Below are 23,664 nucleotides of genomic sequence, written 5' to 3'. Positions count from 1 at the left end.
CACGCCCCGCTTCATCCTCCTGCCCTGAGCGCCGCCAGATGGGCCATCCGGTCGCACACCTCGTTCCACCCCACCCCCGCATGCCCCTGCACCCAGACCCACTCGAGCTCCACCTCCGCGGCGAGCCGCCACAGCCGCTCCCACAGGTCGCGGTTCTTCACATCCCTCCTGTCCCTCGTCTTCCATCCGTTCGCGAGCCACCTGTCGATCCACTCGGTGATCCCGCGCCGTACGTACTCCGAATCGGTATACACCCGCACCCTCCCCCCCGCATCCACCCGCTCCAAGGCCTTGATCACCGCAAGGAGCTCCATCCGGTTGTTGGTCGTCATCCTCTCACCCCCGAACGCCCCCTCACCCTCACCGTCCCTCACCACCACGTAGGCCCACCCACCCGGACCGGGATTCCCCTTGCACGCACCGTCGGTATACACCTCTATCACAGCCCCCCCTTTCGGCACACCAGTGTGAGATCGTTGTCCATGTAGTGCTCCATCACCTCCACCCGCCACGGGCCTGCTTCCGCCAACCGACGCACCCGATCGACCTCGTAGTAGAAGTACTCGGGCTCCGGAAACGGAGACTTCACCGATAGCATACTACACACCACCGCCCGCCGGGCGAGGGAACGGAACACCCCCAGGGCCCGCCCGAGGAAGGCATAGTTGTCCTTTACCCTCAGGTTGAACATCCCCGAGGCATACACCACGTCGAAGGAGTGCGGGGGAAAGAGATCCTCACTGCAGACATCCCCCACCATGAAGCGCCCCTCCGGCCAGGAAGTCCTCGCCTGTTCCACCATTGCAGGGAGGATGTCCATTCCGGTGTAGTCGCACGCGACGCCCTCCCTCTTGAGAAACCCATAGAGATCCCCCAGACCGCACCCCACATCCAGGAGCGAACCCCCTTCGAGAGGGACATGATCGAGGAGCACCCTGAATCGACGTTCCTGGGCATCCCTGCTCTCCCAGCCCACCGCCAGATGTCGTTCCCGGGGTGAACGCGAGAACTTCTTCAGCCGTTTGACATAGTAACCCTGGATACGATCGAAGAACTCCCTCATTCGCGAAGGAAGTATTTCAAATACTCCTCCACACTGTCAATCTCTTCCTTGTAGCCGAGAAAGAGATAACCCTCCTTCCCCTCCAGCCACACCGGAAGCCAGAGAGTCCTCCGCGTCATCGCCGCATCCGTGGGAGAGAGGAACGGAGTGTACCAGGGGATCTCCTCGAGTGGCACGCCCAGCCACACCACCTTCCGTTGGACGAGCTCGGACCAGAGGGGATCATCACCGGTGATTCGCATCCTCTTCGCCCACGCCGCATCGAGCCCCAGGGCCTGGCGCACCACGAACCCCTCCTCCTGCCGCACGAAGAGACCTCCACAGACCGCACCCACTGAGCGGGTGAGCTCCATGAGCGATTTCACCATCCCCACCTGTGAACGGGAGAACCGGGAGAGATAGGGATCGTACTCGAGCCCGTCCTCTCCGAGGGGAAGGCGCTCCGGCCTGCGACCTCCTCCAGGCCCTTCCTGCGGCGCCTCCACACGTGTCCGAGCCACTCTCCTATAGACCTCCTCCCGGATCCTGTAGATCCCGTTCTCCTCCTCGACAGGAGGATGCACGAACCCACCGCTTCTGAGAGCCGAGAGAGGGAAGACCCGCACCTTCTCTTCTCCCAGGAGACGCTCATACAAGGCCTTCCGCTCCGGAGGGATACCCACCGTCTCCACCTGGGAAGAGATCCTACGATACTCGGGTCTGAAGGAGAAGAGCGCGGAGGAGAGACTCCCCACTTTCACGGGAAGAGGCTCGGGCTCCACGACATCTTCCTCGACCACAGTCCCTCCCACCTCCCGGTCGACCTCCTCCTGTTTCTCCTCGATGAGATGCTCGAACTCCTCCAGAACCGCCACCAATTCCCCTTCGTCCTCAGGAGGGAGCGTCCCCTGCGGGATGGGCGTTTCCTCCACCTCCCCGACTTCCTCCACCTCCCCGACTTCCTCCACCTCCCCGATCTCCTCCACCTCTCCGATCTCCTCCACCTCCCCGATCTCCTCCACCTCTTCGATCTCCTCCACCTCTCCGATCTCCTCCACCTCCCCGACTTCCTCCACCTCTCCGACCTCCTCCACCTCCCCGATCTCCTCCACCTCTCCGATCTCCTCGGCCTCCTCCCCTGCGCCGGCCGCTCCCTCCCTCACCCTCGTATGCCTCACATCCCCCCCGGCGGGCACCACCCCTTTCACCGCGACCCCCTCCTCCAACCGTCGCACCAGATCCTCCAGGAGCTCCTCGAGCCGCCGGAGCCGCGGCCCCTCCCCCACCACCGCCTCGGCCACCCTGAGCACCTCATCCCACACCCTGTCGAGGAACCGCTCCACCTCCGGGAGCCGATCCGGGGGAACCCTGAGCCCTTCGAGCACCCTGTTCCGTATCTCACCCTTCCTCGCCTCGAGCTCCTTCCTCTTCCTCGTCCACTCCAGATCATCCCTCCCCTCGAGCACCTCCCCCACCACCTCACGCTCCAGTCTACGAAGCCGCCTCAAGGCCTCCACCACCGGATCCCGACGCAGATTGAGCAGAAAGAAGACCAGGAGGAAGACCGATGTCCCCACCACCCCCAAGAGAAGCGCCAGGAGCAGCGGAGAGAGGGCGAACGCCGTCTCGGGAAGGAAGGCCACGAGGCGCCCCACCATCCCCTCATACTCCACCCCCACCCACACCTCTCCCCCCCGCTCCACCCTGAGCGCCCCCCCACCCACGGCGCGAAGTTCCTCCAGGGAGAGCGAGCCGCTCACCGCCAGGGAACCCTCATCCAGAACGTGGAGACGTTCCGATGGAGCGAGCAATCCCTCCTTCGCGAGCAGGAGTCCCAGATCACCCACCCGCATGTGCGCGTAGAGCATCCCCGCCACCTCACCCAGCTCGTCACGCACGGGGACCCGTACCACCACCTCCTGCGACTCGGGATCCAGATAGACATCCCGATCGTCGAACCTCCCCTCACGGAAGCCCAGACCCTCCCGCCGAGCCACCTCGTCCCAATTCCGGTATACGATCCTCGAGGCCGATCGCTCCCGTACGTCCTCCGCCCTGGTGCTGAAGTGTATCCGCCTCCCGTCGAGACCCACCACACGGACGAAACCGAGCTCCGGAAACCGCCCTGAAAGCTCCGCGACCAGGTCGAAGCGCCTCTGCACATCCTCTTCCGACTGACCCGTACGGAAGACCCGCTGGAACGCAGGATCCGCTGCGAGCCCCGAAAGATACTCTCTCCACCCCTCCGACCTCGAGCGTATGAGCCCGTCCACCGAGGCGAGCCGATCCACGGTGTGCTCGGTCACCACCGGCCGAAGAAGGCGCACCTCCACCTCCCGGACCCCCCCCAGGGTACCGGCAAACACGACGAGGGCCACCGTGACCACCGAGACGAACAGACTCACTCCCAGTTTCTGCACACTCCTCATACCACCACCTGGGCTCCCCCTTCAACATCGGCAGGAACACACCGGATACTTACCCCTTCAAAACATAGCCCTCCCCCACAGCCATGTCAAAGCCGGGACGAAAAAAAGGGGCCCTCCGGCCCCCGAATACACCCTTGATCAGCCACACTATTCCTGAACAGCAGATTCCTCTTCCTTGGAGCCCGACTCGGCCTTCTTTTCCTCACGCTTTTTCTTCTCGGGCTTCGCTTCCACCTTCCGCTCCACCAGCTCGAGGATCACCACGCTGGCGGCATCTCCCCTCCGCTCCCCGAGCTTCAAGACCCGGGTATACCCTCCCGGACGGGAGACGAAGCGCGGGGCGATATCCGTGAACAACTTGGCGAGCACCGCCTTGTCCTGTACGAAACGCGCCACCATACGCCTGTTGTGCACCGAGTCCACCTTGGCTCTGGTGATGAGCCGTTCGGCATACCGCCTCACCTCCTTGGCCTTCACCTCGGTGGTCCTGATCCGCTCGTGGCGGAAGAGGGAAGTCACCATATTCCGTATAAGGGCCTTCCTGTGAGACGACTTACGACCAAGCCTGTTGAAGCTAATCCTGTGTTTCATCGTTCTCCTCTTCCTCTGTAGTCGACTCGCTCTCCTGGCTCTCGGGCAGCCGCACACGCTCCAGGGCCGCCTTATATGCAGAGGGGTCCCTCATACCAAGGGAGAGGTTCCACTCCTTGAGCTTCTCCTTTATCTCGAGAAGAGACTTCTTCCCGAAGTTGCGCGTCTTGGAGAGCTCCTCCTCACTCTTTGACACCAGATCTCCGATCGTCCGGATATTCGCATTCTTGAGGCAATTGCTCGACCTCACCGAGAGCTCGAGCTCCTCGATCGGGGTCTCGAGGAGCCTCCGGATCTGTTCCTCTTCGTGATCGAGCTGACGGACGTGGGAGATCGCATCCTCATCGAAGTTGATGAAGACCGTGAAGTGCTCCTTCGCCAGCTTCGCCGCTTCGCCCAGCGCATCCTCCGGCGAGATGGACCCGTCGGTCCAGACCTCCAGAATGAGCTTGTCGTAATCCGACCTGTGGCCCACACGCGTGTTCTCCACATTGAAACGCACACGCTGCACCGGCGAGTAGAGCGCATCGAGCGGGATCGTACCCACGACCTCGATATAGTTCTTCTGGACCTCGGCCGGTACGTATCCGCGTCCGAGATCCACCTGCATCTCCATCTCGAAGTGTGCATCCTCCATGAGGGTCATCACCCTGAAGTCCTTGTTCATCACCTCGAGCTGATCCACCTCGAAGTCCGCCCCGGTGACCTCCTTCGGGCCCTTGAACTCCACCATCACCGTCTTCTGCTCCATCTCGTCAGGCAACTGGACCCTCAGGAGCTTGAGGTTGGCGAGCAACTCCAGGGTATCCTCCACCACACCCGGAATCTGCTCGTACTCGCTCGAGAGCACGTGGGCCGCGCCCTGGTCGTCGTACCACGTGATACGCACCGCGGAGATCGCATATCCCTGTATCGATGAGAGGAGTATCCGCCGGAGTGTGTTCCCGATGGTCACCCCGTACCCCCTCTCGAAAGGATACGCGGCGAACTTGCCGTAATGGGTGTTCGTATCGAGATGCTCCACCGTGATACTCGTGGGCAGCACAAATCCCTTAAGGAGGTTCTTACGTGCCATTCACACTCCTTACTTAGAATACAACTCGACGATGAGGTTCTCCTTGATATCGGCGAGGTCGGTGATATCGCTTCTCATCGGGATCATCTTCACGGTACCCACAAGATTGTCGGGATCCACCTCCAACCAGGCCATCACTCCCGACCGCGTGTATTCCTTGAGGCTCTCCTTGAAAACGAGGAGCTTCTTGCTCTTCTCTCGAATCTCCACCCTGTCACCCTCGCGGACGATATACGAGGGGATGTTCACCTTTCTCCCGTTCACCAGCACATGCCCGTGGTCCACGATCTGTCGGGCCTGTTTCCTCGAGGAGGCGAAGTGCATCCGGTACACGATGTTGTCGAGCCTCCGCTCCAGGAGGATGATGAGGTTGTCACCGGTCCTCCCCGGCATCTTCTCCGCCATGTGGAAGAACCGCCGGAACTGGGCCTCACTCATGTTGTAGAGTCTCTTGAGCTTCTGCTTCTCCCGGAGCTGAATCGCATAGTTGGAAGGTTTCCTCATGCGGGCATACTGAGCCTTCCCTGGTTTGGGCCGGTTCTTCGTCATCGCACACTTCGGTGTATAGCATCGCTCTCCCTTGAGGAAGAGCTTACGTCCTTCCGCCCTGCACAATCTGCACTGTGGTCCGATGTAGCGTCCCATACACGTTCTCCCTTATACCCTTCGTGCCTTCCGAGGTCTGCACCCGTTGTGTGGAATGGGTGTGATGTCGTGGAGCGACCTTACTCTCACGCCGAGCGCATCGATGGCCCGGATCGCAGCCTCCCGCCCCACACCGGGCCCCTTGACGTAGACATGCGCTTCCTGGAGTCCGTGATCCATGGCCTTTTTCACCGCGGTCTCGGCGGTCACCTGAGCCGCGTAAGGCGTGGACTTCTTGGCACCCCTGAACCCGAGGGCCCCAGCGCTCGCCCACGAGACACAGTTCCCGTTCATATCGGTCACCGTGATGATCGTATTATTGAACGTCGCCTGGATGTACACCTTTCCTTCGTGAACGGTCCGCTTTTCCTTTTTCTTGGCCAAAGCTCACCCCCATCACTTCTTCTTGTTGGCCACGGTCTTCCGCTTTCCTTTGCGGGTCCGTGCATTGGTACGGGTACGCTGCCCCCGTACGGGCAGACCTCTTCTGTGCCGCAAGCCGCGGTAACAGCCTATGTCCATGAGGCGCTTGATGTTGAGCGCCACTTGCGTCCTGAGTCGTCCCTCGACGGTGTACTCGTTCTCGATCACCTGCCTGAGCTTCTGCACCTGATCCGACGTGAGTTCGCTCACCTTGGTCTCATAGGGGATGCCGGTTCTCTCGCAGATCTTCCTTGCAGACGATCGACCGATCCCATAGATATAGGTGAGGGCTATCTGGATCTGTTTGTTCGGCAGATCGACTCCCGCTATACGAGCCATTGGGCCTCCTTACCTCTGCCTCTGCTTGTGTTTGGGGTTTTCACAGATCACGCGGACCACCCCTCGCCGCTTTATGATCTTGCACTTCTCACACATCTTCTTTACGCTCACTCGCACTTTCATGACACACTCTCCTACAGGTTTCTCGCGCGGAGCTTACCGCGCCGCACGAGCCCATCCTGATGATGCATCTTGAGGTGTCCCTCTATCTGGGACATCGTATCCAGGTCCACTCCCACCATGATGAGGAGCGACGTGCCGCCCATCAGGTAGGCAAGCCTCGACGGAAAATGAAACACCTGCTGCACGAGCGTGGGGATGATGGCGATGAACGCCAGAAACAGTGCACCCGGAAGGATAATCCTATTGAGGATGTTTGTAAAGTACTCCTCGAGCTTCTCCGCCCGCACGCCCGGCACCGACCCTCCGTGCTCACGGATATTCTTCGCCAGTTCCATGGGATTGAGGGTCACCTGGGTGTAGAAATAGGCGAAGAAGATGATGAGGAGGGTGTAGAACACGAGGTACCATACGCCTCCCGGCCTGAGCCAGTAGGCCACATCGGCCAACCATCCCACCCTCGTCCCAAGCATCTGGGCGATCTGGAGAGGAAAGAGGAGCACCGAGGAAGCGAAGATCACGGGGATCACCCCCGAGGGATTGAGCTTCATGGGGATATAGGTGTTCTGGACACCATACACCCTCCTGCCCACCACCCGCTTTGCGTAGTGCACGGGAATCTTCCGCTGGCCCTGCTGCTCGTAGATCACCAGTATGATCACCGCGACGAACAGCACCAGCACGAGGAGGGCCACCACGGGATTCAATTCACCCAACTGTATCTGTTCGACGAGCTGGATGAAGGCCTGCGGAAGCCTCGCCACGATCCCCGCAAAGATGATGAGGGAGATACCGTTCCCGATCCCCCGCTGGTTCACCTGCTCACCGAGCCACATGAGGAACAGACTCCCCGTCGTCACGGTGAGCATGCCGAGCAACACGAACGAAAGCTTGGGAAGCACCACTGCATCGGGGATGGCGTCCGCATACTGGGCCACGATGAACGACTGGATGAGACTCACCAGCACCGTCCCGTACCGGGTGTACCGCTGGATCTTCTTCCTTCCACCCTCCTCCTCCGCGATGGCCTTGAGTGAGGGAAACATCACGAGAAGGAGCTGCATGATGATGCTCGCCGTGATGTAGGGCATCACGCCGAGCATGAAGATGGAAAAGTTCTTGAACGCTCCACCGGCGAAGAAGTCGATGTAGTCGGTTATCGAAGTGAGACCTTCGGTCTGCTGCTGGAGATAATACTGCTTGAGTGCGGTGATGTTGATCCCGGGGATGGGAAGCGCGGCCCCTATCCTGAACACAATGAGGACTGTCAGCGTGAAGAGGACACGCTTCCTGAGCTCGGGTATCCTGAACACCTGCGAAATCGGATTACTGGCCATTGTTCTCCACCTGCGAGGGGGTTACGAGTACGACCTTTCCGCCCGCGCTCTCGATCTGGAGCTTGGCGCTCGCGGAGATCGCCGGCACTTCCACCGTGAGCTTCTTCGTGATACGGCCGTTCCCCAGTATCTTCACGCTCTCCACCGACCGTCTGATGATCCTCTTCTGCTTCAAGGTTTCCAGGTTCACGACCTCGTTGTCGTTGAACTTCTCGTTGAGGATCTCCAGATTCAAGACCACGTATTCCTTCCGGAACGCCCCGTTGTTGAACCCACGTCGAGGAAGGCGCCTGTAGAGGGGCATCTGTCCACCTTCAAACCCGGGTCTCACGCCTCCCCCGGAGCGGGCGTTCTGCCCCTTGTGCCCCTTGCCGGAGGTCTTGCCCTTCCCGGATCCGGGACCCCGCCCCACTCGCCTGGATGGCTTCGCTGCTCCGGTCGGTACGATAATCTCCTTTGCGCTCATCCCTCTATCTCCTCAATCTGAACAAGGTGTGCGACCTTTCTGATCATGCCTTCGATGGAAGGAGTAAGCTCCTTCTCCACCACCGCGTTGAGCTTGCGCAGGCCCAGCGCAGCCACGGTCTTGCGCTGATCCGGCTTCTTACCGATCGTACTCCGGACCAGTTTGATCCTCACCTTCTTTGCCTTCTTCGCCATGACTAGCTCCAGATCTCCGAAAGACTCTTACCCCGGTTCCTCGCCACCTGACCGGGGACGAGCAGGCTCTGAAGTCCCCTGAAGACCGCCTGCACCACGTTCGTACTGTTCCTCGATCCCATCACCTTGGTGAGCACATCACTGTATCCCGCCGCCTCCAGCACGGCACGCACAGGCCCACCCGCGATCACTCCGGTACCTGGAGCAGCGGGCTTGAGGAGCACCCTCGTGCTCTTGAACTTCACCTGTATCTCATGGGGAAGCGTACCGTGCTGCATGGGCACGGTCACCATGCTCTGTTTCGCCTTCTGGATGCTCTTCCTGATCGCCTCGGTCACATCGTTCGCCTTCCCGTAGCCGTACCCCACCGACCCCTTTCCGTCCCCCACGACGCTCAGCGCGGTGAACGAGAAGCGCCGTCCACCCTTCACCACCTTCGACACACGGTTGAGACTGACCAACGTTTCGATAAACTCTCTATCCTGATCCATGATTCCTCCTAGAACTCCAGACCGGCTTTCCGGGCACCGTCCGCTATCGCCTTCACGATACCGTGATAGGGATACCCGTTTCTATCGAAGGCGATCGTCTTGATCCCTTTCTCGAGTGCACGTTTCCCGATCACCTCACCCAGTTTCTCCGCGTCGGCCACACACTTCCTGAGCGACGAGAGATCCTTCTCGAGGGTGGAAGCCGCGACGAGGGTGTGCCCCTTCGAGTCGTCGATTACCTGCACGTAGAGGTGTCTGTTGCTCTTGAAGACCGTCATACGGGGTCGCTCAGGAGTACCGTAGACGTTCTTCCGCACCCTCAGCTTTCTCTTGAGTCGCTTTCTCCGTTTCTCCTTGATGAGCTTTTCCGTTTTCATACGCCTACCACCTACTTCACTCCAGCTTTCCCGACCTTGCGGCGGACCATCTCGTTCTCGTATCTGATTCCCTTGCCCTTGTAGGGCTCCACCGGCCGGAGGGAACGGATTTCTGCGGCCACCTTACCCACCAGGGCCTTGTCGATCCCGGAGACCCTGATACGAGTATTCTCCTCGACGGTGACCGTGACCCCCTCAGGGACGAGATACTCGATCGGCATGGAAAAGCCGAGGGAGAGGACCACGACATTCCCCCTCACCTCGGCACGGTAACCGATCCCGTTGATGAGGAGGACCTTCTCGAATCCCTCGGAGACGCCCTTCACCATATTGTGGATGAGCTGTCTATAGAGCCCATGAAAGGAACGGGCCTTCTTGGTATCGTTCTTCCGCTCCACCCTGCATACACCATCTTCCACTTTCACCTCTACCTCGGGGCGATACTCCATCGAGAGCGCGCCCTTCGGGCCTTTCACCTCGACCCGCCTCTCCTCGGAGTCCACCTGCACCTGTACACCCTGAGGGATGACCACAGGCAATCGACCCAGCCTGGACATACCTAGCCTCCTACCAGATTGAACATATCAGCTCGCCACCGACCCTGCGCTCCCGCGCCTTCTTATCGGTGATGACACCCTCGGAGGTGGACACGATGAGCGTTCCATACCCGTTCTTTATACGAGGCATCTCCTTGTAGCCGGAATAGATGCGTCGTCCCGGCTTGGAGATCCTGGAGAGCTCATGGATCACGGGCCTCTGCTGCTCATCGTACTTCAAGAAGATCCTGATGAAGGGCTTCTCACTCACCACGACCTTTTTGAAGTTCTTGATGTACCCCTCGTTCTTGAGGATCTTGATGATCTCGAGCTTGAGCTTCGAGGGCACGATATCCACCTTCTCATGCCGCGCCAGCGAGGCATTTCTGATCTTCGTCAGCATATCTGCAATGGGATCCGATACGCTCATACCCCTCTCCTACCAGCTTGATTTCGTCACACCAGGGATAAGTCCCTCGCTCGCGAGCTTCCTGAAGCACACCCTGCACATCTCAAAATCCCTCATATACCCGCGAGGTCGGCCGCAGATCTTGCATCTGTTATGCTTTCTCACCCTGTACTTGGGTTCGCGCTGCGACTTGATAATCAATGCTTTACGAGCCATATCTCTCCCCTCAGGACGCCTTTCTGAACGGCATTCCAAGTTTTTGAAGGAGGCTGAAGGCCTCTCTATCGGTCTTCGCGGTGGTCACGATGGTCACATTGAACCCCGTGACGCGTTCCACCGAATCATAGTCGATCTCCGGGAATATGATCTGTTCCGTGATACCCAGAGAGTAATTCCCATGCCCGTCGAAGGAGTTGGGATTGAGGCCTCTGAAGTCCTTGATCCGGGGAATCGCCACATGGATGAGACGATAAAGGAACTCATACATGTGGAGCCCACGAAGCGTCACCATGGCCCCCACCTCCATCCCTTTCCGCACCTTGAAGCCCGCGATGGACTTCCGAGCCTTTCTCTTGATCGCCCGTTGTCCGGCGATGAGCGTGAGCTCCTCCACCGCCAGGTCGAGCAGGCGCTTGTTCTGGATCGCCTCCCCCACACCCATGCTGAGCACGATCTTCTCCAGTCGGGGGACCTGCATGACATTCCCGTATCCCATCTCTTCCATGAGCTCCTGCTTCACCCGTTCCTCATACAGCGTCTTCAGAATGGGAACCTTTACCTCTGCCATCACACCACTTCTCCAGTTCGTTTTGCGTATCTTACCTTCTTCCCGTCGACGAACTTATAGCCGAGACGGGTGGGTTTTCCATCCTTCGCGAGATACATCACGTTGGAAATATGGATGGGGGCTTCCACCTCGACGAACCCACCGGGCTCGTTCGCACTCCGCCTGCGCACGGCCTTCTTCACCAGATTCACCCCCTCCACCACGACTCGTCCCCGCTCCCGATCCACACTCAATATGCGGCCGGTCTTCCCCTTGTCCTTCCCGGCGATCACCATCACGGGATCGTTCTTCTTCAGCTTGTACTTCACGGCAGTCTTCTTCCTCTGTATCGCCATGCGACGACCTCCTACACCACTTCAGGGGCGAGCGAGAGGATCTTCATGAACTCGGCGTTCTCCCTGAGCTCTCGCGCCACAGGACCGAACACCCGTCGGCCCCTCGGATTGTTGTGGTTGTCCACGATGACACAGGCGTTGTCATCGAAACGGATATATGTCCCGTCCGGACGACGCACTTCCTTCTTCGTGCGCACCACCACCGCCCGCTGGACAGTACCCTTCTTCACCGGAGCATCGGGGAGCGCCTCCTTCACGGAGACCACGATGAGGTCTCCCAGGGTGGCATACTTCTTCCTCGTACCGCCGAGCACCTTGATACACTGCACCTTCTTGGCACCACTGTTGTCTGCCACGTTGAGATACGTTTGCACCTGGATCATACCTCACCCCCGTCTCTCTACTGAGCTCTTTCCACGATCTCAAGGAGCCGCCACCGTTTCTCCTTGCTGATGGGGCGGGACTCGACCACCCGGACGATATCACCCACTCGGGCCTCGTTGAGCTCATCGTGGGCTTTGACCTTCTTGGTCCGGGTCACGTATTTCTTGTACAGAGGATGGAGCTTCCTCCTTCGCACCGCCACAACGATCGTCTTGTCCATCTTATCGGAGACCACCTCACCGACAAGAATCCGCTTCCCCTCTGTTCTTATTGGCTTCTTCACGTTACCTTCCACAGCAGTCTCCTTCGGCGTCATACCTTCCTACGCCTCTCTGTGATTATGAATGAGGAAATTGAGTCTCGCTATGTTCCGACGTATCGTACGCACCTCGAGCGGATTGTCAAGGTGTCCCACCACCTTCTGGAAGCGAAGCTCCTGGTAACGCTTCACGAGTTCCTCCCGCTTCGCGAGAAGCTCCCTGTAGCTCAGATCCTTAAAGCTATTCCTCATGGCCCTCACTCCGCATGCAATCGTTCTACGATCTTGGTCTTGATGGGAAGCTTCGTCCCCGCAAGGCGGAGAGCCTCCATGGCGAGGTCCCTGTCAACCCCTGCGACCTCGAAAAGGACTCTTCCTTTCTGCACCACGGCGACCCAGGCCTCAGGACTCCCCTTCCCCTTACCCATACGGGTTTCGGCGGGCTTCTTCGTGTAAGGCTTGTCGGGGAAGATCCGGATCCACACCTTTCCTCCACGGCGGATCTTCCTCGTGAGCGCCACACGGGCGGCCTCGATCTGACGGCTCGTGACCCACTCGGGCTCAAGAGCCATGAGACCGAACTCACCGAAGGCCACGGTATTCCCCCGGGAGGCCTTCCGCCTGAGCGTCCTCACCTGACGCTGCTGCTTCCTATATTTGACCCTCTTGGGACTCAGCATAGCTAACTCCTTCTCCTGGAGCGATTTTCACGACGGGGCGTCACGATGGTCCCCGCATCCTGTTTCACCGCCTTACCGAAGGTCTCGCCATGGAAGATCCACACCTTGACCCCTATCACGCCGTAGGTGGTTCGTGCCTCGGCAAATCCGTAGTCGATGTCGGCCCGCAGGGTATGAAGCGGGACCCTCCCCGCCATCTGCACCTCCGAGCGCGCGATCTCGGCTCCTCCCAGACGCCCCGACACCCGCACCTTGATGCCCTGTACCCCGGCCTTCATGGCATTGGCCACGGCGAGCTTCATCACCCGCCTGAAAGAGGCTCGATGTTCGAGTTGGCCGGCGATGTTCTGAGCCACCACCTGCGCATGGGCCTCCGGGCGCTTTATCTCCTTTATCTTAATCTGGAGCTTCTTCGAGACCATCTTCTGCAACTCGGCCCCGATGCGCTCTATCGTCGCCCCCTTCGCACCTATGAGGACACCGGGCCTCGGCGTGTGGACCACCAGCATGACACGCTGCGGATGTCGTATGATCTCCACATCGCCCACGTTCGCCGCCTTCGCCTCGGGGAGAGCGAGAAGACGCTTCCTGAGGAGAAGGTCCTCATGGAGGACTTTGGCATAATCCTTGAGATCCACGAACCACTTCGATTTCCACGTCTTGTTGATACCCAGTCTCAGTCCGTAAGGATTGACTTTCTGGCCCACGGTCTGCCCCCATTATCCTTTTTGTGGTAGCTCATCCACCACGACGGTGATGTGACTCATCCGCTTGAGGAGGATGTCGGCCCTCCCATGGCTCCGCGGCCACAGCCGCTTGAGACGAGGTCCGTCGTCCACCCTGAGCTCCTTCACGTAGAGCATGTCTTCGTCGAGGTTCTTGTTGAGATAGAGCGCGTTCGCCGCCGCCGAGTCGATCACCTTCTTGATCAACCTGGCCCCTTTCTGGGGCATGTGCTCCAGGATGGCAACCGCCTCGGGATAACGCTTCCCCCGTACGAGGTCAGCCACGGGTCTCACCTTCTTGGGAGACACGAGCAGGTATCGCGCCCGAGCCCTGTATCCTGACATCTCTTTCATACCTTCCACCCGTTACTTCGAAGCCTTTTTATCGGAACCCGCATGCCCCCGAAAGATCCGCGTAGGGGCAAACTCTCCCAGCTTGTGACCGACGAGATCCTCGGTGATGTACACCGGAACCCAGGTCTTCCCGTTGTACACGGAGATCGTCAAACCCACCATCTCAGGAATGATGGTAGACGCCCGCGAGAAGGTCTTGATCATCCGCTTCTCGCCGCCCTTTGCCATGGCGAGCACCTTCTTGTAGAGGCTCTTTTCGACGTAGGGTCCCTTCTTTACTGATCGTGCCACAGCCCGCTCCTATTTCCTTCGTTTTACAATGAACTTGTCGGAAGGCTTCCGCCTCCTGCGGGTCTTGTACCCCTTGGTCGGGACACCGGTGGGGGACACGGGATGTCGCCCACCCTTGCTCCGCCCCTCACCTCCACCATGGGGGTGATCAACGGGGTTCATGGCGGTGCCCCTCACCTTCGGCCTGCGCCCGAGCCACCTCGCCCGGCCGGCCTTCCCCAGCACCACGTTCATGTGGTCCTCGTTCCCGACCTCCCCCACCGTGGCATAGCACTTCTTGAAGACCATCCGCATCTCACCGGAGGGGAGCTTGAGGGTCACGTAATCCCCCTCCTTCGCCATCACCACGGCCCCTGTCCCGGCGGAACGGACCATCTGTCCGCCCTTGCCCGGATAGAGCTCCACGTTGTGGACCGCGGTACCCAACGGAATCCTCTCGAGAGGGAGGGCATTTCCCACCGCTATCGGCGCATCCTCGCCGCTCTGGACCACCGCCCCCCGCTCGATACCCTTTGGAGCGAGGATGTACCGCTTCTCTCCGTCGGCATACGCCACCAGACAGATGACAGCACTCCGGTTGGGGTCATACTCGATGGTCTTCACCACACCCGGAACACCATGCTTGTCCCTTTTGAAGTCGATGATCCGATAGAGCCTCTTGTGCCGTCCACCCCTCCGCCTGACAGACACCCTCCCCCCGGCGCCACGTCCCGCCTTGAACGGGAGCCCTTCGACCAGCGACTTCTCGGGCTCGACCTTGTCGAGGGCACTGAAATCGAGGCTCGTCTTGAATCTCAATCCCGGCGTTATCGGTTTGTACTGCTTGAGTGCCACACCGCCCTCCTGTCTCACGCGGACTCAAAGATATCGATGCTCTGCCCGGGAGGAAGCGTGATGACCGCCTTCTTCCAGGAGGAGGTCCTCCCCGGCTGTCTGCGCATCCTCTTCGGCTTGCCCTTCACCCTGACCACATTGCACGCGACAGGCTCCACCGAAAAGAGCTCCCTGATGGCCTGCTTTATCTCGAGCTTATTGGCCCGCGCATCCACCCTGAACACGTACTTGTTCTCCTTCTCCCTGAGGAGATTGGCCTTCTCGGTGAGCACGGGCGCAATAATCACCTCATGCGGATCCATACCTCGTCTCCTATCGATCCAAAAAGGTATTGAGTTTCACGGCTGCGGATTCCTGGACCAGCACCTGATCCGCATAGAACACATCGTGAACCCTGAGCTTGTCGTACGTATGGACGAGAAGCCACGGGATGTTCCTGCCGGCGCGTTTCGTGAGCGCACTCTCTTCCCCGATGACGAGCAACACCCGCCGCCCCTCCGGATTGAGGGCCTGAAGGGCCTTCACCATGTCCTTCGTCTTCCCGGATTCCACGACGAAATCCTCGACGACCCTGAACGCATTCTCCCTCAGCTTGAGACTGAGAACAGACCTATAGGCGAGCCGCTTCACCTTCCTCGGGAGCTTGTACCCGTACTCCCGCGGCTTGGGCCCGAAGACCACGCCACCCCCGACCCAAAGGGGGGAACGCCGCTCTCCCGCCCTCGCCCGCCCCGTCCCTTTCTGGCGCCAGGGCTTCCGACCGCTGCCGGACACCTCGGCCCTCGTCTTGGTGGAGGCGGTCCCCACGCGCATATTCGCCAGCTCGTTCCTGATCGCGTGATAGATGCTCCCGTGGCTCACCTCACAAGCGAACACCCTGTCGTTGAGTTCTATCGTCTTTATGGGCTCGCCCTTGAGCGAATACACCTGCGTTTCCATCGACAAACCTCGCTATCGCTTCTTTTTCGCCCGGGTGACGATCACCACCCCTTTCCTCGGACCGGGCACCGCCCCCTCGACAAGGAGACACCCACGCTCCTTGTCGACCTCCACGATCCGCAGGTTCTGCACACAGACCTGCACACCGCCCATCCTTCCGGCCATCTTCGTACCCTTGAGCACCTTGGCGGGATAGGTGGCTTGACCCGTGGAACCATGGGCCCTATGAAACTTGGAACCGTGCGACGCCGGACCGCCGCTGAACCCGTGCCTCTTCATCACCCCCTGATAGCCCTTACCCTTCGAGAGCCCGCGGACATCCACGAAGCGCACCCCCTCGAAGATCTCCACCCCTATCTCGTCGCCCGGCTTGTAGTCACCCTCGAAATCCCTGATCTCGCGGAGCACCTTCTTGGGCTCGAGCCCCCGCTTCTGGAACTGACCGAGATAGGGCTTCACAGCCCTCGATGCCTTGAGGGGGAAGGCCCCAAGGACGAGCGCCCGGTAACCGTGTCGCTCGGGTGTGCGCACATCGACCACGGTATTCTTCTCCACCTTGATCACCGTCACCGGGACCACGTATCCATTGGCGTCAAACACCTGGGTCATCCCCAGCTTCCTACCGATTACTCCCACCATGGCTCCACTCTCACTGCTTGATCTCGACATCCACCCCTGCCGGCAACTCAAGCTTCATGAGCGCATCCATGACCGCCGGGGTGGGATTGAGGATATCGACGAGCCGCTTATGGATCCTCATCTCGAACTGCTCCCGCGACTCCTTGTTCACATGAGGCGAACGAAGAACCGTATACTTACGAATGTGCGTAGGAAGGGGCACCGGACCGGAAACCTTCGCCCCCGCCTTCTGAGCCGCCTGCACGATCGCCTGGGCACTCTGATCCACGAGTTCCGTATCGAACCCTTTCAACCTGACTCGAATCTTCTCGCCTGCCATCGTTCCTCCAAAATGCGAGCCTTACCGCCTTCCGGCAGTAAGGCCCGCTGCCTCTTCGTCTCGTTACTCAAGGACCTCGATCACCTGCCCGCTCGCAACGGTGCGCCCTCCCTCACGAATGGCGAACCTGAGCCCCTTGTCCATGGCAACGGGGGTGATGAGCTCGACGGTGATCTCGGCATTGTCACCGGGCATCACCATCTGCTTGTCGTCCGGGAGGTAGACCGAACCGGTCACATCGGTGGTCCTGAAATAGAACTGTGGCCTGTACCCGGAGAAGAAGGGAGTATGACGCCCACCCTCCTCCTTGGTGAGACAGTAGATCGCAGCCTTGAACTTCTTGTGCGGGGTGATGGAACCGGGCTTCGCGAGCACCTGGCCACGCTCCACCTCGTCCTTGTCGATACCCCTGAGGAGACACCCGACGTTGTCGCCGGCCTGCCCCTCATCGAGGATCTTGTTGAACATCTCCACACTGGTGACGACGGTCTTCCTGGTCTCGCCGAAGCCCACGATCTCGACCTCGTCACCGGGCCGGATCACACCCTGATCGATACGGCCGGTGACCACAGTACCACGACCCTGGATGGAGAAGACATCCTCGATCGACATGAGGAAGGGCTTGTCCACCGCCCTCTGCGGGAGCGGAATGTACTCGTCCATCGTCTCGAGGAGCTCCTTGATGCAGGCAGTGGCCTCCGGATCGTCTGGGTTGGTCATCGCCTTGTAGGCGGAACCCTTGATGATCGGCGTATCGTCACCGGGGAACTCGTACTTGTTGAGGAGCTCCCTGATGTCCATCTCCACGAGCTCGATGAGCTCGGGATCGTCGACGAGGTCGGTCTTGTTGAGGAACACCACGATCGCAGGCACGCCCACCTGCCGGGCGAGGAGCACGTGCTCCCTGGTCTGCGCCATCACGCCGTCGTCGGCCGCCACCACGAGGATCGCACCGTCCATCTGGGCTGCACCGGTGATCATGTTCTTGATATAGTCGGCGTGCCCCGGACAGTCCACGTGCGCATAGTGGCGCTTGTCGGTCTGATACTCGATGTGCCGGGCATTGATGGTGATACCTCGAGCCTTCTCCTCCGGCGCGTTGTCGATGTCGTCATAACTGAAGGCCTTGGTACCGTAGTTACGCGCACAGTACTGAGAGATGGCCGCAGTGAGCGTGGTCTTACCATGGTCGACGTGGCCGATGGTTCCGACGTTTATATGCGGCTTCGTCCTTTCAAACTTCTCCTTCGCCATTCCGTTCCTCCTGAAAAAATCTGATTACATACACACTATCTCATCTGCACCTGCAGATGGCGCATGCTACGAGGGGTGTATTGTAGTGAGGGGTTTCCCCTTTGTCAAGCGGGATAGACAAAGAACCAAGAGAAAACCACCTCACCGCCCCTCATTCGCCTTCCTCGAAGGCCGACGGCCGCGAAGGCAGGCGGTCGGTTTGGCCATCTCCGATAAACCTACCAGAGAAGAGCCGTCACCCTACCATCTATAGTGAGCAAAGGCCTTGTTGGCCTCCGCCATCCTGTGCGTATCCTCTCGCTTCTTGAAAGCGACACCGGTGGAATTGTACGCATCCAGGAGTTCGTCGGCAAGCCGGTATTCCATCGGCTTGCCCTCTCTTCCCCTGGCGGCATCGATGATCCAGCGCATCGCGAGGGCTTCGCGTCGGGTCTCGCGGACCTCCACGGGAACCTGGTAGGTCGCACCACCCACACGGCGGGAACGAACCTCGACCACCGGCTTCACGTTGTCCACCGCCCTGAGAAACACCTCGAGCCCCGGCTTTCCAGTACGCTCCTCCAGGATCCCAATCGCCTTGTACACGACACTCATGGCGATGGACTTCTTCCCATCCCACATGAGGCGATTGATGAACTTCATCACCTCGCGACTGTTATACTTGGGATCCGGCATGATGTGCCGGGCGATCGCCTTCTTTCTCCTGGACATCGCGCTCTCCTTACGCCTTGGGCCGCTTGGCCCCGTACTTCGACCGACCCCGTCGCCGATCCTCAACCCCCAGGGCATCCTTGGCACCACGGATGATGTGATAACGGACACCGGGGAGGTCCTTCACACGTCCACCCCTCACGAGCACCACCGAGTGCTCCTGAAGGTTGTGCCCTATCCCCGGGATGTACGCGGTCACCTCGATCCCGTTCGAGAGACGGACACGAGCGACCTTACGGAGGGCCGAGTTCGGCTTCTTCGGCGTCACCGTCATCACACGGGTGCATACCCCCCGCTTCTGCGGGCACGACTGAAGCGCCGGAGACTTGCTCTTGTTCTTCGCCTTCTTCCTTCCGAACCGGATAAGCTGATTTATCGTAGGCATATCCGCTCTCTCTCCTTACTCATACTCCCTGAGGGTAGCAGGACTCTACCAGCTCAGGGGCAAAATGTCAAGTCTAGATCTCGAGGGTCTCCTCCTCCTGGGATCGTGCCTCGAGCAACTCCCTCACCTTGAGGTCGAGATCCTGTTTGTGTTCGTCGTAGAGCTTGATCTCTCGATACCGCTGGACCCCCGTACCTGCGGGAATGAGGTGCCCGATGATCACGTTCTCCTTGAGCCCTCGCAGATAGTCCACCGATCCTGCGATCGCGGCATTGGTGAGCACCCTGGTGGTCTCCTGGAAGGAGGCCGCAGCGATGAAGGAATCGATGCTGAGGGAAGCCTTGGTGATACCGAGGAGCAGAGGCCGCGCCACGGCGGGTTGTCCGCCCTGCCGTCGCACACGCTCGTTCTCCTCGAAGAACTCCCGCCTGTCGACCTGTTGGCCGTAGATGAACTTGGTGTCTCCCACCTCGACGATCTCCACCTTCTTCATCATCTGCCTGATGATGATGGCGATGTGCTTGTCGTTGATCTCCACCCCCTGAAGTCGGTACACCTCCTGTATCTCGTTGAGGAGGAAGGCCTGAAGTGCGTTCTCCCCCAGAATCCGGAGGACCTCGTGGGGGCTCACGGGGCCCTCACAGAGTTTCTCGCCCGCCTCCACGTGGTCGCCTTCCCGGACGAGGAGGTGGCGTCCCATAGGGATGAGGTGCTTGTATTCCCGACCGAACTCGTCCTCCACCACGATCACCCGCTTGCCCTTCACGATACCATGGAAGTGCACCGTGCCGCTCACCTGAGCGAGGACCGCGGCGTTCTTGGGTTTGCGGGCCTCGAAGAGCTCACCCACCCGGGGCAGACCACCGGTGATGTCCATGGTTCGGACGCTCTCCCTGAGCATCCGCGCGAGGGTACGACCAGCGGTGATGCGCTCCCCGTCTTCCACGTTCACATAGGCACCGCCCGGGAGATAGTACACGCCGAGTTCGTTGCCCTCGTCGTCCTCTATCACGATCCTGGGCTGGAGACGTTCGAGCTGGTGCTCGGTGATCTTCTTCTCTATCTTCCCGGTATCCTCGTTCACCTCCTCCCGGAGGGTCGTGCCCAGTACCATGTCGTGGTACTTCACCACACCGCTCTGTTCCGCGATGATGGGCTCACTGAAGGGGTCGAAGACCGCGATGGTCTCTCCCACATCGAGCACGTCGCCCGGATGGACGAAGATCTCCGATCCGTTTCTGATCTCCACCGACTGTTCCTGGGCCACGAGGAGGAGCTTGTCCCCCTTCAGGCGGACGATGGCGTTGTGGCCGGAGGAGATCTCCTCACCCGATGCACGCCTGAGGAGGGGCTGCCCCGTCATCACCTTCTGATCATTCTCTACGAGCACCTCGTCCTTCTCGTCGAGGGCGTGCGTCTCGAGGATCCTCCGGGCCTTCACTTTCCCGCGACGGGTGAAGAGGCGTATACCCGTCTCCAGCTCCACGACATTGCCCTCCAGTGATTCCACGAGCACCGGGTACTTGAGATACACGCGGTTCTCCTCCACCACCCTGGTGGCAGTACCCCCGATGTGGAAGGTACGCATGGTGAGCTGGGTACCCGGCTGGCCGATCGACTGCGCAGCGACGATACCCACCGCTTCCCCGATCTCCACGAGGCGGTTGGTCGCCAGGTTACGGCCGTAACACTTCTGGCACACACCGTGCCGTGCCTCACAGGTGAGCACGCTCCGCACCCGCACCGCCTCTATACCGGCCTCCTCGATCTCACGCGCCTTCTCGTCGGTGATCTCCTGGTCCACGTCCACGATGATCTCGCCGGTGATGGGATGCTTCACCCGTTCGATGGTGAACCGTCCCTTGATCCTGTCGGCCAGGTTCTCCACGATCTCCTCACCGTCCTTGAGGGCGCGCATCTCGATCCCGTTGATGGTACCGCAGTCCTCTTCGTTCACCACCACGTCCTGGGCGATATCCACGAGCCGTCTCGTGAGATAGCCGGCGTCCGCGGTCTTGAGGGCCGTGTCGGCGAGTCCCTTACGCGCACCGTTCGTGGAGATGAAGTACTCGATCACCGAGAGCCCTTCCTTGAAGTTCGCCCTGATGGGCAGCTCGATGATCTCTCCCGACGGCTTCGCCATGAGACCGCGCATCGCCGCAAGCTGCCTGATCTGGCTCCGGCTTCCACGGGCCCCCGAGTGGGCCATCATGTAGAGCGGGTTGAACCCATCGCGATCCTCCCTGAGGACCTTCATCATCACGTTGGTGAGGTCTTCGTTCGTCTTGCTCCACACCTCGATCACGCGGTTGTATCGTTCCTCGTTCGTGATGTGCCCTGAGAGGTACTGCTCCTGGATGGCGGCGACCTTCTGGTTCGCCTCCTCTATCATCGCCTTCTTGTCCTCGGGAACCACCACATCGGCCAGCGAGAAGGTGGTACCGGAGAGGGTCGCATACTTGAAGCCCACCTCCTTCATCGCGTCGAGGAGGCGGACGGCAACCCCCCGTCCCTTCTCCTGGTACACGCGCCCCACGAACTGCCTGAGCTCCTTGTCGGTGAACACCTGGTTCACGAACTCCAACTCGGGCGGGAGGGCCTGGTTGAAGATCACCCGGCCCGCGCTGGTCTCCACGAACGCCCCGTTGTGGGGGGCCTTGGAGACGCGCACCTTCACCAGGGCGTGGTAGTCCACCGCCCCGCACTCGGCCGCGTACACGAGCTCGTCCTCCGAGGCGAAGTAGCGCCCCTCACCCTTGGCCCCCTTCTTCACCTGGGTGAGATAGTAGATACCGAGAACCATGTCTTGTGAGGGGAATACGATGGGTTTGCCGTTCGCGGGATTGAGGAGGTTCCGCGAGGAGAGCATGAGGGTCCAGCACTCGGTCTGGGCGGCCTGGGTGAGCGGCACGTGCACCGCCATCTGGTCCCCGTCGAAGTCCGCGTTGTAGGCGTGGCACACGAGGGGATGGAGCTTGATCGCCTTCCCCTCCACGAGCACCGGCTCGAAGGCCTGAATCCCCAGTCGATGGAGTGTGGGTGCACGGTTGAGGAGCACGGGGTGCTCCTGGATCACCTCGTCGAGCACGGCCCAGACCTCGTCGGCCTCCTGCTCCACGAGGGTCTTGGCCCGTTTGATGTTGTAGACCACTTCGCGTTCCACGAGCTTGCGCATGATGAAGGGCTTGAAGAGCTCAAGGGCCATCTTCACAGGCAGTCCGCACTGGTGCATCTTGAGCTCGGGCCCCACCACGATGACCGAACGACCGGAGTAGTCGACCCGCTTTCCGAGGAGGTTCTGGCGGAATCGGCCCTGCTTGCCCCGAAGGATGTCCGAGAGCGACTTGAGGGGCCGATTGGAAGCGCCTTTCACCGCCCTCCGCTTCTTCGAGTTGTCGAACAGGGCATCCACCGCCTCCTGGAGCATGCGCTTCTCGTTCCGGATGATGATATCCGGAGCATTGAGGGCCATGAGGCGTTTGAGTCTGTTGTTGCGGTTGATGACCCTTCGGTAGAGGTCGTTGAGATCCGACGTGGCGAACCTTCCGCCGTCGAGCTGCACCATGGGTCTGAGCTCGGGTGGGATCACCGGGATCACGTCGAGGATCATCCATTCCGGGCGGTTGCCGGAGTCCCTGAATTGCTCCACGAGCTCGAGACGCTTGAGGAGGCGCTTGTCCGCCTTGGGTCCCTTCTCCAGCATCTTGGCCCGCAGCTCGCCGGCGAGGGCATCCAGGTCCAGGTTCTTGAGCAGGGTACGGATCGCCTCGGCCCCTATCCCCGCGGTGAACGACATGCCGTACCGCTCGCGGGCCTCCAGGTACTCCTCCTCGGTGAGGAGCTCCATCTTCTTGAGATCGGTGTCACCCGGATCGATCACGATGTACTGCTCGTAGTAGAGCACCGACCGGAGGGCCGAGACACTCAGGTCGAGCAGGAGGCCCATGCGGGAGGGCACGGAGCGGTAGAACCAGATATGGGAGACAGGGGCGGCGAGCTCGATGTGCCCCATCCGCTCCCTCCTCACCTTGAAGTGGGTCACCTCGACGCCGCATCGGTCACAGACCACCCCCTTGTATCGGATGGACTTGAATTTCCCACAGTAACACTCCCACTCCTTGGTGGTACCGAAGATCCGCTCACAGAAAAGGCCATCGCGCTCCGGCCTGAGGGTGCGGTAGTTGATGGTCTCCGGCTTCTTCACCTCCCCGTAACTGCGAGCCCTGATGAGCTCGGGGGAAGCGAGCATTATCCTGATTGCAGCAAACTCCTGCATGTTCTTCATGCCCGGGCC

35 protein-coding genes are annotated in these 23,664 nt (G+C 60.1%); all 35 read right to left on the bottom strand.

Annotated features, from left to right (window positions below; translation table 11 throughout):
* Positions 1-11: 11 nt before the first annotated feature.
* Complete coding sequence (gene rnhA, locus SPITH_RS02770) at positions 12-443, bottom strand: ribonuclease HI (protein ID WP_014624211.1); 432 nt, start codon at positions 441-443, stop codon at positions 12-14.
* On the bottom strand, positions 440-1,063 hold the full coding sequence (locus SPITH_RS02765; protein ID WP_014624210.1) for a class I SAM-dependent methyltransferase: 624 nt from the start codon (positions 1,061-1,063) through the stop codon (positions 440-442). The genes rnhA and SPITH_RS02765 overlap by 4 nt, the downstream gene beginning before the upstream one ends.
* Positions 1,060-3,471, bottom strand: a complete 2,412-nt coding sequence (locus tag SPITH_RS02760; RefSeq protein WP_014624209.1) for a hypothetical protein — start codon at positions 3,469-3,471, stop codon at positions 1,060-1,062. Before SPITH_RS02760 ends, SPITH_RS02765 begins: the two co-directional genes overlap by 4 nt.
* Positions 3,472-3,618: 147 nt before the next feature.
* On the bottom strand, positions 3,619-4,062 hold the full coding sequence (gene rplQ / locus SPITH_RS02755) for a 50S ribosomal protein L17 (protein WP_014624208.1): 444 nt from the start codon (positions 4,060-4,062) through the stop codon (positions 3,619-3,621).
* Positions 4,046-5,137, bottom strand: a complete 1,092-nt coding sequence (locus SPITH_RS02750; protein WP_014624207.1) for a DNA-directed RNA polymerase subunit alpha — start codon at positions 5,135-5,137, stop codon at positions 4,046-4,048. The genes rplQ and SPITH_RS02750 overlap by 17 nt, the downstream gene beginning before the upstream one ends.
* Before the next feature lie 9 nt (positions 5,138-5,146).
* A complete protein-coding gene (gene rpsD / locus SPITH_RS02745) occupies positions 5,147-5,782 on the bottom strand; it encodes a 30S ribosomal protein S4 (RefSeq protein WP_014624206.1) in 636 nt (211 codons plus the stop codon).
* A gap of 12 nt (positions 5,783-5,794) precedes the next feature.
* On the bottom strand, positions 5,795-6,166 hold the full coding sequence (gene rpsK, locus SPITH_RS02740; RefSeq protein ID WP_014624205.1) for a 30S ribosomal protein S11: 372 nt from the start codon (positions 6,164-6,166) through the stop codon (positions 5,795-5,797).
* A 12-nt stretch (positions 6,167-6,178) separates the two neighbouring features.
* The gene (gene rpsM / locus SPITH_RS02735; protein WP_014624204.1) at positions 6,179-6,544 is read right to left on the bottom strand and encodes a 30S ribosomal protein S13; all 366 of its coding nucleotides are present in this window, start codon (positions 6,542-6,544) and stop codon (positions 6,179-6,181) included.
* A gap of 9 nt (positions 6,545-6,553) precedes the next feature.
* Complete coding sequence (gene rpmJ / locus SPITH_RS02730; protein ID WP_014624203.1) at positions 6,554-6,667, bottom strand: 50S ribosomal protein L36; 114 nt, start codon at positions 6,665-6,667, stop codon at positions 6,554-6,556.
* Between the two features lie 11 nt (positions 6,668-6,678).
* On the bottom strand, positions 6,679-8,001 hold the full coding sequence (secY, locus tag SPITH_RS02725; RefSeq protein WP_014624202.1) for a preprotein translocase subunit SecY: 1,323 nt from the start codon (positions 7,999-8,001) through the stop codon (positions 6,679-6,681).
* Positions 7,991-8,467, bottom strand: coding sequence for a 50S ribosomal protein L15 (gene rplO, locus SPITH_RS02720; RefSeq protein WP_014624201.1), 477 nt, complete (start codon positions 8,465-8,467; stop codon positions 7,991-7,993). The genes secY and rplO overlap by 11 nt, the downstream gene beginning before the upstream one ends.
* Positions 8,464-8,661 (bottom strand): 50S ribosomal protein L30, encoded by a 198-nt coding sequence (rpmD, locus tag SPITH_RS02715; protein WP_014624200.1) that lies wholly within the window; start codon positions 8,659-8,661, stop codon positions 8,464-8,466. The genes rplO and rpmD overlap by 4 nt, the downstream gene beginning before the upstream one ends.
* A 2-nt stretch (positions 8,662-8,663) precedes the next feature.
* The gene (gene rpsE / locus SPITH_RS02710) at positions 8,664-9,152 is read right to left on the bottom strand and encodes a 30S ribosomal protein S5 (protein WP_014624199.1); all 489 of its coding nucleotides are present in this window, start codon (positions 9,150-9,152) and stop codon (positions 8,664-8,666) included.
* Positions 9,153-9,160: 8 nt separating this feature from the next.
* Complete coding sequence (gene rplR, locus SPITH_RS02705) at positions 9,161-9,529, bottom strand: 50S ribosomal protein L18 (protein WP_014624198.1); 369 nt, start codon at positions 9,527-9,529, stop codon at positions 9,161-9,163.
* An 11-nt stretch (positions 9,530-9,540) separates the two neighbouring features.
* A complete protein-coding gene (gene rplF, locus SPITH_RS02700) occupies positions 9,541-10,086 on the bottom strand; it encodes a 50S ribosomal protein L6 (RefSeq protein WP_014624197.1) in 546 nt (181 codons plus the stop codon).
* Positions 10,087-10,096: 10 nt separating this feature from the next.
* A complete protein-coding gene (rpsH, locus tag SPITH_RS02695; RefSeq protein ID WP_013313320.1) occupies positions 10,097-10,495 on the bottom strand; it encodes a 30S ribosomal protein S8 in 399 nt (132 codons plus the stop codon).
* A gap of 9 nt (positions 10,496-10,504) precedes the next feature.
* A complete protein-coding gene (locus tag SPITH_RS11895) occupies positions 10,505-10,690 on the bottom strand; it encodes a type Z 30S ribosomal protein S14 (protein ID WP_013313319.1) in 186 nt (61 codons plus the stop codon).
* Between the two features lie 10 nt (positions 10,691-10,700).
* The gene (gene rplE, locus SPITH_RS02690; RefSeq protein WP_014624196.1) at positions 10,701-11,261 is read right to left on the bottom strand and encodes a 50S ribosomal protein L5; all 561 of its coding nucleotides are present in this window, start codon (positions 11,259-11,261) and stop codon (positions 10,701-10,703) included.
* Positions 11,261-11,596 (bottom strand): 50S ribosomal protein L24, encoded by a 336-nt coding sequence (gene rplX, locus SPITH_RS02685; RefSeq protein WP_013313317.1) that lies wholly within the window; start codon positions 11,594-11,596, stop codon positions 11,261-11,263. The genes rplE and rplX overlap by 1 nt, the downstream gene beginning before the upstream one ends.
* An 11-nt stretch (positions 11,597-11,607) precedes the next feature.
* Positions 11,608-11,979, bottom strand: coding sequence for a 50S ribosomal protein L14 (gene rplN / locus SPITH_RS02680; protein ID WP_013313316.1), 372 nt, complete (start codon positions 11,977-11,979; stop codon positions 11,608-11,610).
* A gap of 17 nt (positions 11,980-11,996) precedes the next feature.
* Positions 11,997-12,296 (bottom strand): 30S ribosomal protein S17, encoded by a 300-nt coding sequence (rpsQ, locus tag SPITH_RS02675; protein WP_014624195.1) that lies wholly within the window; start codon positions 12,294-12,296, stop codon positions 11,997-11,999.
* 6 nt (positions 12,297-12,302) lie between these two features.
* Positions 12,303-12,491: a 50S ribosomal protein L29 gene (gene rpmC, locus SPITH_RS02670; RefSeq protein ID WP_014624194.1), complete on the bottom strand. Its 189-nt coding sequence runs from the start codon at positions 12,489-12,491 to the stop codon at positions 12,303-12,305.
* Positions 12,492-12,496: 5 nt separating this feature from the next.
* Positions 12,497-12,919 carry a 50S ribosomal protein L16 gene (rplP, locus tag SPITH_RS02665; protein ID WP_014624193.1) on the bottom strand — a complete coding sequence of 141 codons (423 nt, stop codon included), beginning with the start codon at positions 12,917-12,919 and terminating at the stop codon, positions 12,497-12,499.
* 2 nt (positions 12,920-12,921) lie between these two features.
* The gene (gene rpsC, locus SPITH_RS02660; RefSeq protein ID WP_014624192.1) at positions 12,922-13,626 is read right to left on the bottom strand and encodes a 30S ribosomal protein S3; all 705 of its coding nucleotides are present in this window, start codon (positions 13,624-13,626) and stop codon (positions 12,922-12,924) included.
* A 12-nt stretch (positions 13,627-13,638) separates the two neighbouring features.
* Positions 13,639-13,998: a 50S ribosomal protein L22 gene (rplV, locus tag SPITH_RS02655; protein ID WP_155816499.1), complete on the bottom strand. Its 360-nt coding sequence runs from the start codon at positions 13,996-13,998 to the stop codon at positions 13,639-13,641.
* Between the two features lie 12 nt (positions 13,999-14,010).
* Entirely contained in the window at positions 14,011-14,289 is a 279-nt protein-coding gene (gene rpsS, locus SPITH_RS02650) for a 30S ribosomal protein S19 (protein ID WP_013313310.1), read from the bottom strand.
* A gap of 9 nt (positions 14,290-14,298) precedes the next feature.
* Positions 14,299-15,123 (bottom strand): 50S ribosomal protein L2, encoded by an 825-nt coding sequence (gene rplB, locus SPITH_RS02645; protein WP_014624190.1) that lies wholly within the window; start codon positions 15,121-15,123, stop codon positions 14,299-14,301.
* Positions 15,124-15,137: 14 nt separating this feature from the next.
* The gene (gene rplW / locus SPITH_RS02640; RefSeq protein ID WP_014624189.1) at positions 15,138-15,425 is read right to left on the bottom strand and encodes a 50S ribosomal protein L23; all 288 of its coding nucleotides are present in this window, start codon (positions 15,423-15,425) and stop codon (positions 15,138-15,140) included.
* A gap of 10 nt (positions 15,426-15,435) precedes the next feature.
* Entirely contained in the window at positions 15,436-16,062 is a 627-nt protein-coding gene (gene rplD, locus SPITH_RS02635; protein ID WP_013313307.1) for a 50S ribosomal protein L4, read from the bottom strand.
* Between the two features lie 12 nt (positions 16,063-16,074).
* Positions 16,075-16,701, bottom strand: coding sequence for a 50S ribosomal protein L3 (gene rplC / locus SPITH_RS02630; RefSeq protein ID WP_014624188.1), 627 nt, complete (start codon positions 16,699-16,701; stop codon positions 16,075-16,077).
* Positions 16,702-16,711: 10 nt separating this feature from the next.
* Entirely contained in the window at positions 16,712-17,020 is a 309-nt protein-coding gene (gene rpsJ, locus SPITH_RS02625; RefSeq protein ID WP_013313305.1) for a 30S ribosomal protein S10, read from the bottom strand.
* A gap of 63 nt (positions 17,021-17,083) precedes the next feature.
* Positions 17,084-18,274: an elongation factor Tu gene (gene tuf / locus SPITH_RS02620; RefSeq protein ID WP_014624187.1), complete on the bottom strand. Its 1,191-nt coding sequence runs from the start codon at positions 18,272-18,274 to the stop codon at positions 17,084-17,086.
* A gap of 240 nt (positions 18,275-18,514) precedes the next feature.
* Positions 18,515-18,985, bottom strand: coding sequence for a 30S ribosomal protein S7 (gene rpsG, locus SPITH_RS02615; protein ID WP_013313303.1), 471 nt, complete (start codon positions 18,983-18,985; stop codon positions 18,515-18,517).
* Between the two features lie 10 nt (positions 18,986-18,995).
* Positions 18,996-19,370, bottom strand: coding sequence for a 30S ribosomal protein S12 (gene rpsL, locus SPITH_RS02610; RefSeq protein WP_013313302.1), 375 nt, complete (start codon positions 19,368-19,370; stop codon positions 18,996-18,998).
* A gap of 73 nt (positions 19,371-19,443) precedes the next feature.
* Complete coding sequence (rpoC, locus tag SPITH_RS02605; protein WP_014624186.1) at positions 19,444-23,655, bottom strand: DNA-directed RNA polymerase subunit beta'; 4,212 nt, start codon at positions 23,653-23,655, stop codon at positions 19,444-19,446.
* Positions 23,656-23,664 lie beyond the last annotated feature (9 nt).

The sequence above is a fragment of the Spirochaeta thermophila DSM 6578 genome (assembly GCF_000184345.1).
GTDB lineage: Bacteria > Spirochaetota > Spirochaetia > Winmispirales > Winmispiraceae > Winmispira > Winmispira thermophila.
The sequence above is the reverse complement of the archived record's forward strand: the minus strand, read 5'-3'. Positions and strand labels throughout refer to the sequence as shown.